This is a genomic window from Pseudoruegeria aquimaris (assembly GCF_900172235.1).
Classification (GTDB): Bacteria; Pseudomonadota; Alphaproteobacteria; order Rhodobacterales; family Rhodobacteraceae; genus Pseudoruegeria; species Pseudoruegeria aquimaris.
The window spans coordinates 20,610-36,033 of sequence record NZ_FWFQ01000012.1; the positions used below are offsets into that span (position 1 = coordinate 20,610).

At 67.8% G+C, this 15,424-nt stretch carries 17 protein-coding genes; 4 read left to right on the forward strand and 13 right to left on the reverse strand.

Annotation, left to right across the window (positions count from 1 at the left end):
• The 6 genes from PSA7680_RS09655 to PSA7680_RS09680 form a co-directional block, all read right to left on the reverse strand.
• The gene (locus PSA7680_RS09655; RefSeq protein WP_085868508.1) at positions 1 to 744 is read right to left on the reverse strand and encodes a glutamine amidotransferase; all 744 of its coding nucleotides are present in this window, start codon (positions 742 to 744) and stop codon (positions 1 to 3) included.
• 49 nt (positions 745 to 793) lie between these two features.
• Positions 794 to 1,729 (reverse strand): alpha/beta hydrolase, encoded by a 936-nt coding sequence (locus PSA7680_RS09660; protein WP_085868509.1) that lies wholly within the window; start codon positions 1,727 to 1,729, stop codon positions 794 to 796.
• 40 nt (positions 1,730 to 1,769) lie between these two features.
• The gene (locus PSA7680_RS09665; protein WP_139838607.1) at positions 1,770 to 3,389 is read right to left on the reverse strand and encodes a GMC family oxidoreductase; all 1,620 of its coding nucleotides are present in this window, start codon (positions 3,387 to 3,389) and stop codon (positions 1,770 to 1,772) included.
• 245 nt (positions 3,390 to 3,634) lie between these two features.
• Positions 3,635 to 5,617: an RNA polymerase sigma factor RpoD gene (gene rpoD / locus PSA7680_RS09670; protein WP_085868510.1), complete on the reverse strand. Its 1,983-nt coding sequence runs from the start codon at positions 5,615 to 5,617 to the stop codon at positions 3,635 to 3,637.
• 128 nt (positions 5,618 to 5,745) lie between these two features.
• On the reverse strand, positions 5,746 to 7,719 hold the full coding sequence (gene dnaG, locus PSA7680_RS09675) for a DNA primase (RefSeq protein ID WP_085868511.1): 1,974 nt from the start codon (positions 7,717 to 7,719) through the stop codon (positions 5,746 to 5,748).
• Between the two features lie 102 nt (positions 7,720 to 7,821).
• Positions 7,822 to 8,271: an Lrp/AsnC family transcriptional regulator gene (locus tag PSA7680_RS09680; RefSeq protein ID WP_085868581.1), complete on the reverse strand. Its 450-nt coding sequence runs from the start codon at positions 8,269 to 8,271 to the stop codon at positions 7,822 to 7,824.
• 134 nt (positions 8,272 to 8,405) lie between these two features.
• On the opposite strand from PSA7680_RS09680, the gene PSA7680_RS09685 reads away from it, so the two are divergent.
• Positions 8,406 to 9,488, forward strand: a complete 1,083-nt coding sequence (locus PSA7680_RS09685) for a Glu/Leu/Phe/Val family dehydrogenase (RefSeq protein ID WP_085868512.1) — start codon at positions 8,406 to 8,408, stop codon at positions 9,486 to 9,488.
• 127 nt (positions 9,489 to 9,615) lie between these two features.
• On the forward strand, positions 9,616 to 9,921 hold the full coding sequence (locus tag PSA7680_RS09690) for a hypothetical protein (RefSeq protein WP_085868513.1): 306 nt from the start codon (positions 9,616 to 9,618) through the stop codon (positions 9,919 to 9,921).
• Here the strand turns inward: PSA7680_RS09690 and PSA7680_RS09695 are convergent.
• A complete protein-coding gene (locus PSA7680_RS09695) occupies positions 9,903 to 10,361 on the reverse strand; it encodes a low molecular weight protein-tyrosine-phosphatase (protein WP_085868582.1) in 459 nt (152 codons plus the stop codon). The genes PSA7680_RS09690 and PSA7680_RS09695 overlap by 19 nt on opposite strands.
• A gap of 150 nt (positions 10,362 to 10,511) precedes the next feature.
• Between PSA7680_RS09695 and PSA7680_RS09700 the strand changes: the two genes are divergently transcribed.
• On the forward strand, positions 10,512 to 11,204 hold the full coding sequence (locus tag PSA7680_RS09700; RefSeq protein ID WP_085868514.1) for an NAD-dependent deacylase: 693 nt from the start codon (positions 10,512 to 10,514) through the stop codon (positions 11,202 to 11,204).
• A gap of 4 nt (positions 11,205 to 11,208) precedes the next feature.
• Here PSA7680_RS09700 and PSA7680_RS09705 read toward each other — a convergent pair whose 3' ends face one another.
• The 6 genes from PSA7680_RS09705 to meaB all read right to left on the reverse strand — a co-directional run bounded on the left by PSA7680_RS09705 (position 11,209) and on the right by meaB (position 14,561).
• Positions 11,209 to 11,571, reverse strand: a complete 363-nt coding sequence (locus PSA7680_RS09705; RefSeq protein WP_085868515.1) for a DsrE family protein — start codon at positions 11,569 to 11,571, stop codon at positions 11,209 to 11,211.
• 62 nt (positions 11,572 to 11,633) lie between these two features.
• Positions 11,634 to 12,113, reverse strand: coding sequence for a GNAT family N-acetyltransferase (locus PSA7680_RS09710; protein ID WP_085868516.1), 480 nt, complete (start codon positions 12,111 to 12,113; stop codon positions 11,634 to 11,636).
• 61 nt (positions 12,114 to 12,174) lie between these two features.
• Positions 12,175 to 12,657 (reverse strand): copper chaperone PCu(A)C, encoded by a 483-nt coding sequence (locus PSA7680_RS09715; RefSeq protein WP_085868517.1) that lies wholly within the window; start codon positions 12,655 to 12,657, stop codon positions 12,175 to 12,177.
• 48 nt (positions 12,658 to 12,705) lie between these two features.
• A complete protein-coding gene (locus PSA7680_RS19155) occupies positions 12,706 to 13,053 on the reverse strand; it encodes a DUF2946 family protein (protein ID WP_085868518.1) in 348 nt (115 codons plus the stop codon).
• Between the two features lie 101 nt (positions 13,054 to 13,154).
• The gene (gene rpmB, locus PSA7680_RS09725; protein WP_085868519.1) at positions 13,155 to 13,442 is read right to left on the reverse strand and encodes a 50S ribosomal protein L28; all 288 of its coding nucleotides are present in this window, start codon (positions 13,440 to 13,442) and stop codon (positions 13,155 to 13,157) included.
• Between the two features lie 135 nt (positions 13,443 to 13,577).
• Complete coding sequence (meaB, locus tag PSA7680_RS09730; RefSeq protein WP_245824569.1) at positions 13,578 to 14,561, reverse strand: methylmalonyl Co-A mutase-associated GTPase MeaB; 984 nt, start codon at positions 14,559 to 14,561, stop codon at positions 13,578 to 13,580.
• A 121-nt stretch (positions 14,562 to 14,682) separates the two neighbouring features.
• Between meaB and PSA7680_RS09735 the strand changes: the two genes are divergently transcribed.
• Positions 14,683 to 15,423, forward strand: coding sequence for a DUF3108 domain-containing protein (locus PSA7680_RS09735; RefSeq protein ID WP_245824571.1), 741 nt, complete (start codon positions 14,683 to 14,685; stop codon positions 15,421 to 15,423).
• The last annotated feature ends 1 nt before the right edge of the window (position 15,424 follow it).

Genomic DNA, 15,424 nt, shown 5'->3' on the forward strand with positions numbered 1-15,424 from the left:
TCAGCCCTCCCGGTAGCGGGAAACGAAATTGGCAAGGATGCGCGCCGGCTCCTTCGCCGGGGTGGCCAGCACGCGTTCGGTGAGCGCGTCGGCCTCTTCCGGCGGGAAATACCCCTTGTTGCGATAGATGCGGATGCGCAAGGCGAAGCCTTCGCCATCGGCTTCCGGGTGGAACTGCGTGGCGTAGACGTTCCGCCCGTGCCGCACCATCTGGTAGGGGCACGTGGGCGCGGACACCAGGTGCACGCAGCCGTCGGGCAGCGCCTGCATGGCCTCTTTGTGGCCCACCAGCGCCTGGAAGCGAGGGGGCATGCCGGCCAGCAGCGGATCCTTCGCGCCCTCTTCGGTCAGGGTGCAATCGGCCGCACCCACGGGCTCGCCGTAACGCTCCTTGGAGACCACGCCGCCCAGGTGCGCCCCGAGGATGCCGATGCCGTAGCAGCAGCCGAGGAAGGGTTTGTCCTGCGCCGTGATCGCGGGCATGAGCGAGAGAACGGTGTCCTCGATCTTCTTCTCGACCGGGCTTTTCTCGCTCTCGGCATCGCTCACGCAGCCCGGCCCACCGCCGACGATCACGCCGGAATAATCCGCCAGATCGAGGCTTTCGGGCAGATCCTCGCAATCCAGCCGGATGCGCTGCACCTCGTCCGGCGCCAGCCCGCCCTTGGCGAGGAAGGCGGCAAACTCGTCGTCCGCGGCCTCCGCTTCGGGGCGCAGCTGCAGGATCAGGAAGGGTTTCGTCATGGGGTATCCTTTCCGGGCCGCACAGATGTGACCCAGCGCGGCCGCGAGGTCAATCCGGGGCGTCGCCGGCGCGCGGCAGGCAGGCGCGCGCGAAGGCCCCCATCCGGGCCACCGCGGCGTCGGCCTCGGGGCTTTGGCCGAACCGCAGGTGCCAGACGTGATGCACGCCGGGCACCTCTTCGTAGCTCACCGCCACGCCCTGCGCCTGCAACGCATCCCGCATCCGGCGGGCTTCGTCGCGGAACAGCTCACCGGCGCCGACGGTGAGGAACACCGGCCCCGCACCTTCGAAATCGCCGAACAGGGGCGAGGCGCGCGGATCCTTCGGATCGGCGCCCGCGAGGTATCCATCGAGCGCGATGGCCAGCCATTTCTCGGGCAGGAGCATCTCGCTGGCCGCATTTTCATGCAGCGAGGGGCTTTCGCCGGAGAGATCCACCGCCGGCGCGATGGCCATGCAGCCCGCCGGACGGGGCAGGCCGAGGCGCTTGCATTCGGCCAGCAGCGAGAGCGCGAGGTTGCCCCCGGCGCTGTCGCCGGCGATGACGATGCGCGCCGGATCCCAGCCCGCCGCCAGCACGGCGCGGTAGGCCTCCACCACGTCCTCCAGGGCCGCCGGGAACGGGTGTTCCGGCGCAAGCCGGTAGGCGACCGCCAGCCCCTTCAGGCCAGCGGCCCCGGCCAGCGCGGCCACCAGCCTGCCGTGGGTTCTGGGCGAGCCGATGCAGAAACCACCACCGTGCACGTAGAACAGCAGCCCCGCCTGCGCGCCCGTGCCGCGCGTGCACCAGCGGCCGCGCGCGGTGAAGCCGCCGGCCTCGATCAGGGCAGGCGCGAAGTGCATGTCCTTCAGGCGGCGGTAGCTGATCGGCGCGAGCCTGTCGTAGAGCCTGCGCAGGGCCGCCTGGTTGGTGACGAGCCGCAGCACCTGCTTTTCGAAGCCGCGCGCGGTGAGGTTCCAGAAACGTTGGGCGAGCGATGTCATGGGCGCAGAGTGGCCCGCGCGGGCCGGCTCCTGTCAAGCGTCATCCGCCCAGCCGCGCCTGCCGGATCATGTCGGCGGCTTTCTCGGCCATCATGATCACCGGGGCGTTGGTGTTGCCCGAGACGATCTGCGGCATGGCGGAGGCATCCACCACGCGCAGCCCCTCCACCCCGCGCACCCGCAGTTGCGGGTCCAGCACGGAGGCGTCATCGCCGCCCATGCGGCAGGTGCCCACCGGGTGGTAGATGGTATCGCTCTTCTCGCGCAGCACCGCCATCAGATCGGCGTCGCTGGTGACATGGGCGCAATCGTGATCCTTGATCACATGCTGCGCCATCGGCGGAGCCGCCATGATCTCGCGCCCGCGCTTGACGGCCGCCAGCAGCAGATCGGCATCCTCTCCGGCTTCGAGGAAACCCGGATCGATCATCGGCGCATCGGACGGATCCGCCGTGCCCAGCCGCACCCAGCCCCGGCTCTTCGGGCGCAGCAGGCAGGTGTGCAGCGTCACCCCGTATCCGGGGCGGATGGTGCGCGCGTGGTTGATCAGCCGGCCCACCACGAAATGCATCTGCACGTCGGGCCAGCCCTCGGCCCCGTCGCCGACGCTCAGGAAGGCGCCGGCCTCGGCGAAGTTGGAGGCCGCCATCCCGCGCCCCTCGCGCCGCCAGCGCCGCAACGCTTTCAGGAGCCGCGCCCCGCCCTTGAGCCCGATGCCGAAGAGGTTCGTCGTGTTCACCTCGTAGCCGAGCACGGTGTCGATGTGATCCTGCAGGTTCAGCCCGACCTCGGGCAGGTTCTGCACCACATCGATGCCGTGGGCGCGCAATTGGTGGGCGTTGCCGATGCCCGACAGCATCAGAAGCTGCGGCGACTGCAGCGCGCCGGCGCAGAGGATCACCTCGCGGCGGGCCTTGACCCTGCGGATCTGGCCGCGCCGGGAAAACTCCACTCCGCAGGCCGTCCTGCCGTCAAACAGCACCCGGCGGCCGAGGGCATGGGTGATCACTTCGAGGTTCGCGCGGGTCATCACCGGATGCAGGAAGGCCGCGGCCGCCGAACAGCGTTCGCCTCGGCGGCGGTCATGGAACTGGGTGAGCTGGAACAGCCCGGCACCTTCCTGCACGGGGCCGTTGAAATCCCCGTTCGCCGGGATGCCGACGGCCTCGGCCGCGGCGACGAAATCGCGGCTGATCGGGCGCGGACTCTGCGGATCGGTCACCTGGAGCGGGCCGCCCTCGCCGTGGTAGTCGTCCGCCCCGCGGCTGTTGTCCTCGGATTTGCGGAAATAGGGCAGGACATCCTCCCACGCCCACCCGGTGCAGCCGAGGCGCGCCCAGTGGTCGTAGTCCTTCGGGTTGCCACGCGTGTAGATCATGGCGTTGATCGCGGACGAGCCGCCCAGCGCCTTGCCGCGCGGCTGGTAGCCGCGACGCGCGGCCAGTTCCTCCTGCGGGATCGTCTCGAAGGCCCAGTTGTTCATCGGCACCGGGTGGCCCGGCACCATGAGCGCCGCGCCGATCGGAAGGCGGATCAGCATGTCCTTGCCGTCGCCGCCGGCTTCCAGAAGACACACGGACACCTTGCGGTCCTCGCTCAGTCGCGCGGCCAGCGTGGCCCCGCCCGAGCCGCCGCCAACGATCACGTAGTCGAATTCCATTTCGGCTGTCATGTCGGCTGTCATCGGCCTGCCTTTCGCTTGTCTCACGCGCGTTCGACCGGCAAGCGACCATGGCGGCGCGGGCTTGTCAAATAGATGAAGCGGTTGTGGGAACAATCTCGCCCAGCCGTGCCAGCACCGGCCCATGGGGCAGGCCCGGCGCTGGCACGGCGGCGGCCATGGGCCGCCTTTGCTCCGTGCCTCAAGGGCCGCAAGAAAAAAGCGCCCCGGAGGGCGCTTTCTGGTTACTGGTCGAGGAAGCTGCGCAGCTTGCGCGAGCGGCTCGGGTGCTTGAGCTTCCTGAGCGCCTTGGCCTCGATCTGGCGGATCCGTTCGCGGGTCACGCTGAACTGCTGGCCCACCTCTTCGAGCGTGTGATCGGTGTTCATGCCGATGCCGAAGCGCATCCGCAGAACCCGTTCCTCGCGCGGGGTGAGGCTCGCCAGAACACGCGTCGTGGTTTCCTTCAGGTTTTCCTGGATGGCGGAATCCAGCGGCAGCACCGCGTTCTTGTCCTCGATGAAATCGCCCAGTTGGCTGTCTTCCTCGTCCCCGATCGGGGTTTCGAGGGAGATCGGCTCCTTGGCGATCTTCATCACCTTGCGCACCTTCTCGAGCGGCATCTGCAGCTTCTCGGCCAGTTCTTCCGGCGTTGGCTCGCGGCCGATCTCGTGCAGCATCTGGCGGCTGGTGCGCACCAGCTTGTTGATCGTCTCGATCATGTGGACCGGGATACGGATCGTGCGCGCCTGATCGGCGATGGAGCGGGTGATCGCCTGCCGGATCCACCACGTCGCGTAGGTGGAGAACTTGTAGCCGCGGCGATACTCGAACTTGTCCACCGCCTTCATCAGGCCGATGTTGCCCTCCTGGATCAGGTCCAGGAACTGAAGGCCGCGGTTGGTGTATTTCTTGGCGATGGAGATCACGAGGCGCAGGTTGGCCTCGACCATTTCCTTCTTGGCCTGACGGGCCTCCTTTTCGCCCTTCTGCACCTGCTGCACGATGCGGCGGAATTCCGGGATGTCGAGGCCGACGTATTGGCCCACCTGCGCCATGTCGGCGCGCAGAGCCTCCACCTTGTCGGCGGAGCGCTCGACGAAGGTCTGCCAGCCCCGGCCCGGCTTCTCGGCCATACGCTCCATCCAGTTCGGATCGAGCTCGTGGTCGCGGTAGGCCTCGATGAACTCGCGGCGGTTGATGCGGGCCTGGTCGGCCAGCTTCACCATGCCGGAGTCGATCGACATCACCCGGCGGTTGATGCCGTAGAGCTGGTCGATCAGCGCTTCGATCCGGTTGTTGTGCAGGTGAAGGCCGTTCACCAGTTCCACGATCTCGCTGCGCAGCTTCTGGTAGGTCTCTTCTTCCTTGTCGGTGTAGTTCTCTTCGTTCAGCGTCGCCGAGATCCGCTGATCCTGCATTTCCGACAGACGGGCATAATCGGCGGCGATGCGATCCAGCGTTTCCAGCACGCGCGGCTTCAGCGCGGCCTCCATCGCGGCGAGCGACATGTTGGCCTGCTCGTCCTCGTCGTCATCGTCATCGGTGTTGCGGATCGGGTTGCCGTCGGCGTCCAGCTCCTGCTGGGCTTCCTTCTTGGGCGCGGCCTGCACGTTGGCCACGTTGACCACGGGCTCGCTTTCCTCTTCCTCCTCCATGGAGTTTCCGAAAGTCGCCTCGAGATCGATCACGTCGCGCAGCAGGATGTCTTCGCTGAGAAGTTCGTCGCGCCAGATGGTGATGGCCTGGAAGGTCAGCGGGCTTTCGCAGAGACCGGCGATCATCGTGTTGCGCCCGGCCTCGATGCGCTTGGCGATGGCGATCTCGCCCTCGCGGCTCAGAAGCTCGACGCTGCCCATCTCGCGCAGGTACATGCGCACCGGATCGTCGGTGCGGTCCAGTTTCTCGGCCTCGCCGGAAGACACCGCCAGTTCTCGGCTGTCGGAAGTGGTGGCCACGGCGGTGGACTTGCCCTCGGCCTCCGCCTCCTCGGCTTCCTCGGCCTCGATCACGTTGATGCCCATTTCCGACAGCATCGACATCACGTCTTCGATCTGTTCCGAGGACACCTGCTCCGGCGGCAGAGCTTCGTTGAGCTGGTCGTAGGTGATGTAGCCTTTTTCACGCGCCTCGGCGATCATGCGCTTGATCGCGGCCTGGCTCATGTCGATCATCGGCTCGTTTTCGCTGTCGTCCTGCTTGCGGTCGTCGGTGTCTTTGGCGGCCATGCGTTGCTCCTGATTCAGGGCGGAAATTCCGGGCGGTCTGGTGCGAATCACGCTGGGCGAATCAATGATTCGCCTCCATGTCTACCCGTTTTCCACATCCTCTTCCTTACGAAAGCGCGCCGGAGGTGTCATCCTTTGCCTTTCGTGTACTTAATGCCCTGCAACAGCTTGTCGAAGGTTTCCCGCTCCTCGCGGCTCACCAGCGCCCCGTTGCTGCCCGTTTCATACTCCGTGGTGTCCTCCGCCTCGCTCCGCTCGGCCCGGTTGCGGGCCTCGGCGGCCTGCTGCAGACGCCACGTCAGCCCCTCGTCGGCAACGCCGAGCAGATCCTCCATCGCCTCGGCGATCTCGCGCTCCGCACCGCGGCGCGCCTTCAGCTTGGCCATCGCCTCGGCGATGCACATGGCGGCGACGGTGGTGTTTCCGGGGCTGCGGACGGGAGGGGCGATCTGGACATGGCGCGTGGCGAAGAGGTTTTCAAGGGCCTCGCCGCCGATAGACCGCCGGATTTCGGCCTCCAGCGCCTCGGTGGTTTCGGCTTCGGTGCGCAGGAGCACGTCCCGGATCCGGGCATGGTCGGGATCGGCGAACTCCAGCATTTCGAGCGCGCCGACGAAACGGTTCACCAGTTCGGGGTGCAGCAGCAGGCTCGCAAGGATCACCGCTTCGCGCAGACGGTCCTCGGCGGACGGATCCGCCATGGCGAGCAGGGAGTGCTTGGTCGAGGCCCGCACCGGCTCCGGCGCGCCGCGCGGGCGCCATCCGCCCTTGCCGCCCATTCCACCCTTACCGCCGCTCCAGCCACCGCGGGCGCGCGGCGGGAAGAAGAGATCCTGCCGCATCCGCTTGATTTCTTCGGTGTAGTGGCGCTGGATCGAGGGGTCGCGGATCGTCTTGACGACGGTGCGCAGGCGCTTGTCCAGCGCCGCCCGGCGTTCGGGGCTGTCAAAGACCTGCCCTTCCGTCTCGCGCTCCCACAACAGGCTCACCATCGGGCGCGCGGCGTCCAGAACCGCCTGCATGGCCTCGGGGCCCTTGGCCTTGATCAGATCGTCCGGATCCTGGCCTTCCGGCAGGATCGCGAAGCGCAGGGAGTTGCCCGCCTCCAGGAGCGGCAGCGCCAGATCGATCACCCGGCGCGCGGCGCGCAGGCCGGCCGCGTCGCCGTCCAGCGCGATGATCGGCTCCGGGTGGATGCGCCACAGCAGGCGCAGCTGATCTTCGGTCACCGCCGTGCCAAGCGGGGCAACGGTTGCCCCGAAGCCAGCCACCGAAAGCGCGATCACGTCCATGTAGCCCTCGGCCACGATCAGCGCCTGGCCCTTGCCCGCCGCCTCCCGCGCCGGGCCGTGGTTGTAGAGGCTGCGCCCCTTGTCGAAGAGTTCGGTTTCCGGCGAGTTCAGGTATTTCGCGTTGTCCGCCGGATCCATGGCCCGACCGCCGAAGGCGATGCAGCGCCCGCGCGCGTCCCGGATCGGGAACATGATGCGGTTGCGGAACACGTCGTAGGGCTTGCCGCCCTTGCTGGACGCCCTCGCCAGCCCGCAGGCCATGATCAGATCTTCGGGCACGTTCTTGCCCCGCAGATGATCGTAGAGGTTCTGCCAGCCCTCCGGCGCGAAGCCGATCTCGAAGCGCTCCCGCGTGGCGGCGGACATTCCGCGCCCGTCGAGATACTCGCGCGCCGCGAAGCCGGCACCTGCGGCGAGGTTGAGGCGGAAGAACTGCACCGCCTGCTCCATCACCTCCGCCAGCTGCGAGCGCCTGTCGGCCTTCTTCTGTGCCTGCGGATCGCGCGCGGGCATCTGCATCCCGGCCTCGCCCGCAAGGATGCGCACGGCCTCCATGAAATCCACGTTCTCGGTTTCGCGCACGAAGGAGATGGCGTCGCCCTTGGCGTGGCAACCGAAGCAATAGTAGTAGCCCTTGCGGTCATCCACGTGGAAGGAGGCGGATTTCTCCTGGTGGAAGGGGCACGGCGCCCACATGTCGCCCTTGCCCTGGTTGGACTTGCGCGCATCCCACATCACTTTCCGCCCCACCACTTGGGAGAGCGAAACGCGCGTGCGCAGTTCATCCAGAAAACCGGGGGGCAGACTCATGCCGCCCAATATCGGGCGCGCCGCGGGGCAAGACAAGCCCCTGCCCGGCCCGCGCCCTGTGGATAACTCCCGCTTCCTGTGGAGAACGCGCCGCTTCAGCCGTCAGGGGCGCACCTCGCGGCGGATCATCGTGCGCAGGGTGAAGCTGGAATTGAGGTTGCGGATGCCGGGCACCCGCATCAACCCGTCCTCCATGAAGCGGTCGAAGGCCGCCAGATCGGCGGCAACGACACGCAGCAGGATGTCCCGCGAGCCGGTGAGGAGGTGGCATTCCACCACTTCCGGAAACCGCGCGACCGCGCGTTCGAAGACAGCAAGATCCTCGCTGCTCTGCCGTTCGAGCTCCACGGAAATGAACACGGTCAGGGGCAGCCCCAGCGCCGCCGGGTTCACCTCGGCGCGGTAGCCCGTGATCACCCCGCTGGCCTCCAGCTTCGCCACCCGCCGCGCGCAGGGCGTTGGGGAAAGCCCGACCTTCTCGGACAGGTCCGCGATGCGCAGCCGCCCATCTTCCTGTAGCGCCCTCACGATCCTGCGATCCAGCTCATCCATGGCGATTTCCTCCAAGCCTCCCATCATTATGAGGGATTTCCACCAACACGCCACCCAAACGTGAGGATCTTTGGTGAGAAACGCTCCCGGATCGGACCTATTTTCAACACAGAGGGAGTTAAAAGGAGCGCGCCATGACCACCGAGGCCAGCCAGACCGTCGAACCGACCGTCACCCAGATCACCAGCGACAGCCACGAAGCCGTCTACCGGGTCCATGCGCCCGAAGTCGGGCTGACGGGCTTCATCGCCCTGCATTCCACCTGCCGCGGGCCGGCCGCCGGCGGGCTGCGGATGCGGCCCTATGCCAGCGAGGACGAGGCGCTGACCGACGTGCTGCGGCTGTCCGAAGGCATGAGCTACAAGAACGCCGCGGCGGATCTGCCGCTGGGCGGCGGCAAGGCCGTCATCATCGGCGATCCCGCCACGCGGAAGACGCCGGCGCTGCTGAAAAGCTTCGCCCGCGCCATCGAGGGGCTGGGCGGCCGTTACTGGACGGCCGAAGACATGGGCATGAGCCCGTCCGACATGGCCGTGCTGCGCGGTGAAACCCAGTATGTGGCCGGGCTGTCCGACGGGGCCTTCGCCTCGGGCGATCCCTCCCCCGTCACCGCCCGCGGCATCTTCAACGCCATCCGCATCGGCGCCCGCCATCGCTTCGGCTCCGAGGATCTGGCCGGCCGGCGCGTCGCCGTGCAGGGGCTGGGCAATGTCGGCTGGAACCTCTGCGGCCTGCTGGCCGAGGCCGGAGCCTCGCTGATCGTCACCGACGTGGAGCCGGCCCGCGTGGCCCGCACCGTCACCAATTTCGGGGCGGAAGCCGTGGCGAGCGACGCGATCTACGGCGCCGAGGCCGATATCTTCGCCCCCTGCGCCATCGGCGCCATCCTCAACGCCCGCACCATCCCGCAGCTGAAGGTGAAGCTGGTGGCCGGCGGGGCCAACAACCAGCTGGAGACTGCGGCCGACGCAGCGCTGCTTCAGGCGCGCGGCATCCTCTACGCCCCGGACTACGTGGCCAACGGCGGCGGCATCATCAACGTGGCTTCCGAGATCCTGCGCATCCACAACACCGGGCCGTGGGTGGCCGGGCGGCTGGAGGCGCTGGTCGACACCATGGACGGGCTGCTCGCCCGCGCGGCGCGCGAAGGCCGCAGCCCGGCGCTGATCGCCGACGCCATGATGGCCGAAAGGCTCCTGCCCATCGCGGCAGAATAGCGCTCCGTCGCCTCGCGGCCCGCATGCACAATTGAAAAATGCCCCGTTCTGGGGCATTCTTCCGCCAGTTGACGATTGCGCGGAAAGAACTCCGAAGACGGAGCGCCGCCTGGAGCGAGGCAGACCCATGAAACCCATTGCTTTGGCCGCCCTTGTGCTGGCCCTGACCACCCCCACCCTTCATGCAGGCACGATCGAGCGCGCCTGCCTGAAATCCGATCGCAAGGGCGCCTCGCGCGCGCTCTGCGGCTGCATCCAGGACGTGGCCGATCTCACCCTCACCCGCAAGGATCAGAAACTGGCCGCCAGTTTCTTCAAGGATCCCCACCGGGCGCAGGAGATCCGCCAGTCCGACAACTCCGGCCACGAGAAATTCTGGCAGCGCTACAAATCCTTCGGCGCCACCGCCGAATCCTATTGCCGTAGAAGCTGAGCGATCAGCCCGCGGCTGGCGGCTTCGATCAGGGCGATGGGCGTGTCGAAATCCCGCGTGTAGTAGGGGTCGGGCACCTCGCGGACCCCGGCCGTTTCCGCGTAGTCGAGAAACAGGCGCACCGGCGTTCGGCTGCCGGCCGGTCGAAGCTGCTCCATGTCGGCTAGATTGCTTTCGTCCATCACGAGGATCAGATCGAAATCCTCGAAATCCTTCGCCGTGGCCTGGCGTGCCCGCAGGGCCGACAAGTCGTAGCCCCGCGCCTGGGCCGCCCGCTGCATCGGCCCGTAGGGAGGATCGCCTACGTGCCAGTCACTCGTGCCCGCCGAATCCACCGCCACCGAAAGACCGGCCCGCACGGCGAGGGTCGCGAAGACGCCTTCGGCGGTGGGGCTGCGGCAGATGTTGCCGAGGCAGACGAAGAGGATGCGCTGTGTCATGGGCCAATGGGTGGCAAAGCGCCCGCGGCCTGTCAATCCTCAGGCCGCCTCAAGCCCCTTCCGTTCCGCAGCGGACCGGACCGCAGGGCGGGACACCATCCACCCGCCCGGCTAGACTGCCGTTGAACGCATCACACCACGGGGCTGCCCATGAACATCGTGATCCTCACCGGGGCCGGGATCTCTGCCGAGAGCGGCCTTGGCACCTTCCGGGATAAGGACGGGCTCTGGACGAGATACGACCTGAACGACGTGGCCACGCCGGAAGGATTCGCGCGCGATCCGGCACTGGTCCACGAGTTCTACAACGCCCGCCGCGCCAACTGCCGGGACGCGGCGCCCAATTCCGCCCACGCGGCCCTCGCGCGGCTTCAGCGCGGCTTCGCCGGTGGGCGCGTCTCGATCGTGACGCAGAACGTGGACGACCTGCACGAGCGCGCAGGCACCCCGGAGGTGATCCACATGCACGGCGAACTGGCGCGCGCGCTCTGCGCGGCCTGCGGCCACCGCTGGCCCGCCCCGGATGTGATGGCCCACGATGACCCCTGCCCCGCCTGCGCCGCCCCTGCCACGCGGCCCGACATCGTCTGGTTCGGGGAATTTCCATACCACATGGATCGGATCGCGGAGCTTCTGGCGGCCTGCGACCTGTTCGTCTCCATCGGCACCTCCGGCAACGTCTACCCGGCGGCCGGCTTCGCCGAAGAAGCACGGATCGCCGGCGCACGCACGCTGGAACTCAACCTCGAACCGAGCGAGGCGCGCCTGCCCTTCGACGAGGCGCGCCACGGGCCCGCCACGAGGATCGTTCCGGACTGGGTGCAGCAGATGCTGCGCCGCTAGCGCCTCAGTAGCAGAGCACCGTATCGGCCTCCGCCGCGAGGCGCACGAGTTCATCGGGCATCGCGAAGGTGGCCGGGTGGCCCTCCAGCAGGCTTTCATCATAACCGCGGGCCTTGGCCGACATCCCCGACAGGTAAAGCGTTCCGCCACCCTCGCGGATCGCAGCGAGGTGATCGCGCAATGCCCCCGTGCCCTGCCCTTCGAGCGCGCTGACCGTTTCAGGCGCGAGAAGATGGACACCATCCCCGGCCATGAAAATCGAAACCTCGTGCCCCTCCTTGAGCGCCGTAGCCGCCACGAGGCAGGCAAGAGTAGCCTTGGTCGGGTCCGATGGGCCCGTATGAACGTGAACGAGAAATTTCGCCATTTCGCCCTCCTGAAATCGATGCACCAAGTGTGCGGAAGGCGAATCCGGCTGTCCAGCCCCGCTCAGGCGAGGCGTTTTTCGAAGCGCCAGACGGTCAGGGCCATGCCGCCGCCGGCGATTTCCACCTCGATTTCCGTTTCGCCTGCGTTGCGCCAGCCCGCCTTCTCGTAGAAGGCCGCGGCGCGCCTGTTGCCCACGGAGCAGGCGAGCCAGGCATCGCGCACGCCCGCCTCGGCGAGCAGCGCCTCCGCCCGCGCCATCATCCGTGCGGCTAGCCCGGTGCCACGGGCGGCGCGGGCAACGTAGAACTGGTAGATCTCCGGGCCTTCCAGCATGAAGAAACCGGCAAGACGGCCGTCGGACTCGGCGATCCAGCAGCCCGGCAGATGCGCGGCGACGCGGGGCAGGAAGCTGTCCGGCGCGCGTTGGGCGATCAGCGCGTCGGGCACGATCTGCGCGTGGGCATCGTGCCAGCCCTCCGCCCAATGCGCGGCGATGCCCTCCACGTCATCCGGCGTGGCCTTGCGGTAGGTCTCTTCCATGGCAGGCGGCTCCGGTGGCGGCGAAGGGCCGGGCCGCGGCACGCGCGGCCCGGCCCGGGCGTCAGTGATTGTGGGTGTGGGTGTGGGCGCCGGCGTCGGCGGCGCGCTCGTTGTCCACGGGGATCGTCACGTCCATTTCGCCGGCATGTTCGAACACGAGCGTCACGTCGAGGGTCTTGCCCTGCTCGAAGGGCGCGGTCAGGCCCATGAACATCACGTGGTCGCCGCCACGTTTCAGCACGGCCATGCCGCCGGCGGGCACCGGAAGCCCCTCTTCGACGTGCACCATCTTCATCACGCCGTCGCCCATGTCCTTGTGGGTGTGGATTTCCACCTTGGCGGCCGCGTCGGATTTGACGTCGATCAGGCGATCATCCTGCGACCCGGTGTTGACGATTTCCATGAAGGCCGCGCCGGCCTTGGCCGTCACGCCGGCGGCGCGGGCGTAGGCGTCGCGCACTTCGATCGTCGCATCCGCCGCGAAGGCAGGAAGGGCAAGCAGGGCCGCAGCGGAGGCGGCGAGGAAGGATTTGGAGAAAGACATCTTGGTCTCCTGTCTGTCTGGTCATTCTGGTCGTGGTGGAACGAAAGGTCAGACAGCACGCGGAGGGCCGCGGGATCGCGGCGGAAGGGCGGCAAGGGCCGAGGCGGGCGGAAGTGCGGGCGGCAGGCTGCGCGATTCGGTCACGGCAGGCCGCGCCGGTGCGCTGGCCACCTGAGGCAGGGTCGCGTGGGGCGCAAGCGTGCAGAGTGGGCAGTGATGGCCACTCGTGGGGCGGCCCTCGGCGTCCACCGGAACCGCGCGCGCCACTTCGCCCAGGCACAGGATGGCCGTGCCAGCAGCCTGGGCCTGCCCGCGGACCGCCCCGGTGGCCACGCTTGCGGCAAGAAGCGCGATCACGAGGCCCAGGCGGGCGAGATATGGCAGGCGCCGGATCATGGCCCGTTTCTAGGCCCGGGCGGCGGCAAGGCCAAGTGCCAAAAGGAAGCGGCCCCGCCGATTGGCAGGGCCGCATCCTGATTCCAAGCAATCGGAAAGGCTTAGGCGGCAGCCTTGGCTTTCGCGATCTCTTTCTTCACTTTCAGCGCGTTCGGCGACAGTTCTTCGTCTTTTGCTTTCGCAAGGAAGGCGTCCAGACCACCGCGGTGGTCCACCGAGCGCAGCGCGGCAGCCGAAATCCGGAACTTGAAGCCGCGGCCCAGAGTCTCGGACTGCAGGGTCACGTCGTTCAGGTTCGGCAGAAACCGACGCTTGGTTTTGTTGTTGGCGTGGCTGACATTGTTGCCAGACATCGGGCCTTTTCCGGTCAGTTCGCAACGGCGCGACATGGTTTTTTCCTCATCTCGTGGTCGGCGTCGGGCGGATCCCTATCCGACTCGACAATTGAAACGGGCGCCGCACAGGCAGCGCCCTGAAATTCCGTTCACGCGATTTACGGCCAAAGCCGGGGAACGTCAAGCGATTCATTTCGGCGCCCGAAGCGCCTCCAGAAGGGCCTGTGCGGCAACGCCCGGCGCCAGCGAACCACCGGCCACCTCCGTGCCCAGCTGCTCCATCCGGGCGCGGATCTCGGGATCGTCGGAGAGCCGTGCGAGCAGCCCGTGCCGCACCTCCTCCTCGAACCAGTGCCGCGCCTGCGCGGCCCGCCGCGCCTGCCAATGGCCATTGGCCTTGCGCCACTCCGCGAGCGCCTGCATCTCCTGCCAGGCCGCCTTCAGCCCCTCCTCTTCGAGCGCCGAGACGAGCAGCGCCTTGGGGAAGCCCTCCGGATCCTGTGGCCGCTTGCGCAGCAGGCGCAGGGCGCCGGTGTAGTCGGCGCAGGTGCGCGTGGCCGCGGGCTTGAGATCGCCGTCGGCCTTGTTGACGAGGATGATGTCGGCGATCTCCATGATTCCCCGCTTCACCCCCTGAAGCTCGTCCCCGCCCGCCGGCGCGATCAGCAGCAGGAAGAGATCGCTCATCTCCGCCACCATCGTCTCCGACTGGCCCACGCCCACGGTCTCGATCAGCACCACGTCATAACCCGCCGCCTCGCAGAGCATCACCGCCTCGCGGGTGCGCCGCGCCACGCCGCCGAGCTGGCTCTGGCTCGGAGAGGGGCGGATGAAGGCGTTGGGATCGCGCGACAGCCGCTCCATGCGGGTCTTGTCCCCGAGAATCGAGCCGCCGGAGCGGGTGGAGGAAGGATCGACCGCCAGCACCGCCACCTTCAGCCCCTGCCCCGTGAGCATCATGCCGAAGCTTTCGATGAAGGTGGATTTGCCCACACCGGGCGTGCCGGACAATCCGATGCGCAGCGCCTGGCGCGAACCGCGCAGGGCGTCCAGCAGGGCGGTGGCCTCCGCGCGGTGATCGGCGCGCGCGCTTTCGATCAGGGTGATGGCCCGGGCCAGCGCCCGCCTGTCTCCGCGGCTCACGCCTTCTGCGAGTTCTGAAATCTTCTTCACGGGATCTCGGCAACCTTTCGCTTCCTGCGCCGCCCGCCGGGTTGACGGCTTTCGGAGTTTCTTGCCTTGATCGGGGCGAGGTGTCCAGCGCCCCCAACGGATGAGCAGAAGGTTTTTCGTTATGTGTTTTCCCGATTTCCGCAAGGCCCTGGCGGGGGGGCGCGCCGCGCTCCTGGTGGTTTCGGCCACGTTCGCCACTGCGCCGGCCCTCGCGGAGGACGCGATCTTCGACGTGTCACTGCGCGGCATCAAGGGCGGCTCGCTGACGCTTTCGGCCGTGGAGAGCAACGGCCAGTATGCGGCGACGGGCCTTGCCCAGACCACCGGGCTCGTGGGCGCGATCGCCCGGTTCCGCTACACCGCGAAGGTGCGTGGTTCGGTGCGCGGGGGCCGCTACCGCCCCGCCGCCTACAGCGAGACGGAACACACCAGCCGGAGGGACTCGACCTCCACCATCACCTACCGCAACGGCGTCCCGGTGGTGGTCTCCGGGCGCGAGGGGCGCAAGCCCCGCCCGTGGGACATCGACCCGGCGCGGCAGGGCGATGCGGTGGATCCGCTCACCGCCCTGCACCTCACGCTGCGCGCCGTGCCGGAATCCGAGGTCTGCCGGCTTTCGGTCTTCGTCTTCGACGGCCACCGCCGCAGCAAGGTCTCGCTCAGCCAGCCCAAGCGCAGCGAAACCGGCTACACCTGCAAGGGCGAATACCGCCGCGTTTCAGGCTACAAGCCCGCCGACATGGAAGAACGCACCTCCTTCCCGTTCACGGTGGAGATGGCGCCCGCCGGCGGCGGAAAATTCCACCCGGTGAAGATCACCTCCGCATCGCTCTATGGCACTGTGACGATGAATCGCCGATAAG

Coding starts and splice junctions, on each gene's coding strand:
- PSA7680_RS09655 (WP_085868508.1), bottom strand. CDS start 744: ATGACGAAACCCTTCCTGATCCTGCAGCTGCGCCCCGAAGCGGAGGCC.
- PSA7680_RS09660 (WP_085868509.1), bottom strand. CDS start 1,729: ATGACATCGCTCGCCCAACGTTTCTGGAACCTCACCGCGCGCGGCTTC.
- PSA7680_RS09665 (WP_139838607.1), bottom strand. CDS start 3,389: ATGGAATTCGACTACGTGATCGTTGGCGGCGGCTCGGGCGGGGCCACG.
- rpoD (WP_085868510.1), bottom strand. CDS start 5,617: ATGGCCGCCAAAGACACCGACGACCGCAAGCAGGACGACAGCGAAAAC.
- dnaG (WP_085868511.1), bottom strand. CDS start 7,719: ATGAGTCTGCCCCCCGGTTTTCTGGATGAACTGCGCACGCGCGTTTCG.
- PSA7680_RS09680 (WP_085868581.1), bottom strand. CDS start 8,271: ATGGATGAGCTGGATCGCAGGATCGTGAGGGCGCTACAGGAAGATGGG.
- PSA7680_RS09685 (WP_085868512.1), top strand. CDS start 8,406: ATGACCACCGAGGCCAGCCAGACCGTCGAACCGACCGTCACCCAGATC.
- PSA7680_RS09690 (WP_085868513.1), top strand. CDS start 9,616: ATGAAACCCATTGCTTTGGCCGCCCTTGTGCTGGCCCTGACCACCCCC.
- PSA7680_RS09695 (WP_085868582.1), bottom strand. CDS start 10,361: ATGACACAGCGCATCCTCTTCGTCTGCCTCGGCAACATCTGCCGCAGC.
- PSA7680_RS09700 (WP_085868514.1), top strand. CDS start 10,512: ATGAACATCGTGATCCTCACCGGGGCCGGGATCTCTGCCGAGAGCGGC.
- PSA7680_RS09705 (WP_085868515.1), bottom strand. CDS start 11,571: ATGGCGAAATTTCTCGTTCACGTTCATACGGGCCCATCGGACCCGACC.
- PSA7680_RS09710 (WP_085868516.1), bottom strand. CDS start 12,113: ATGGAAGAGACCTACCGCAAGGCCACGCCGGATGACGTGGAGGGCATC.
- PSA7680_RS09715 (WP_085868517.1), bottom strand. CDS start 12,657: ATGTCTTTCTCCAAATCCTTCCTCGCCGCCTCCGCTGCGGCCCTGCTT.
- PSA7680_RS19155 (WP_085868518.1), bottom strand. CDS start 13,053: ATGATCCGGCGCCTGCCATATCTCGCCCGCCTGGGCCTCGTGATCGCG.
- rpmB (WP_085868519.1), bottom strand. CDS start 13,442: ATGTCGCGCCGTTGCGAACTGACCGGAAAAGGCCCGATGTCTGGCAAC.
- PSA7680_RS09735 (WP_245824571.1), top strand. CDS start 14,683: ATGTGTTTTCCCGATTTCCGCAAGGCCCTGGCGGGGGGGCGCGCCGCG.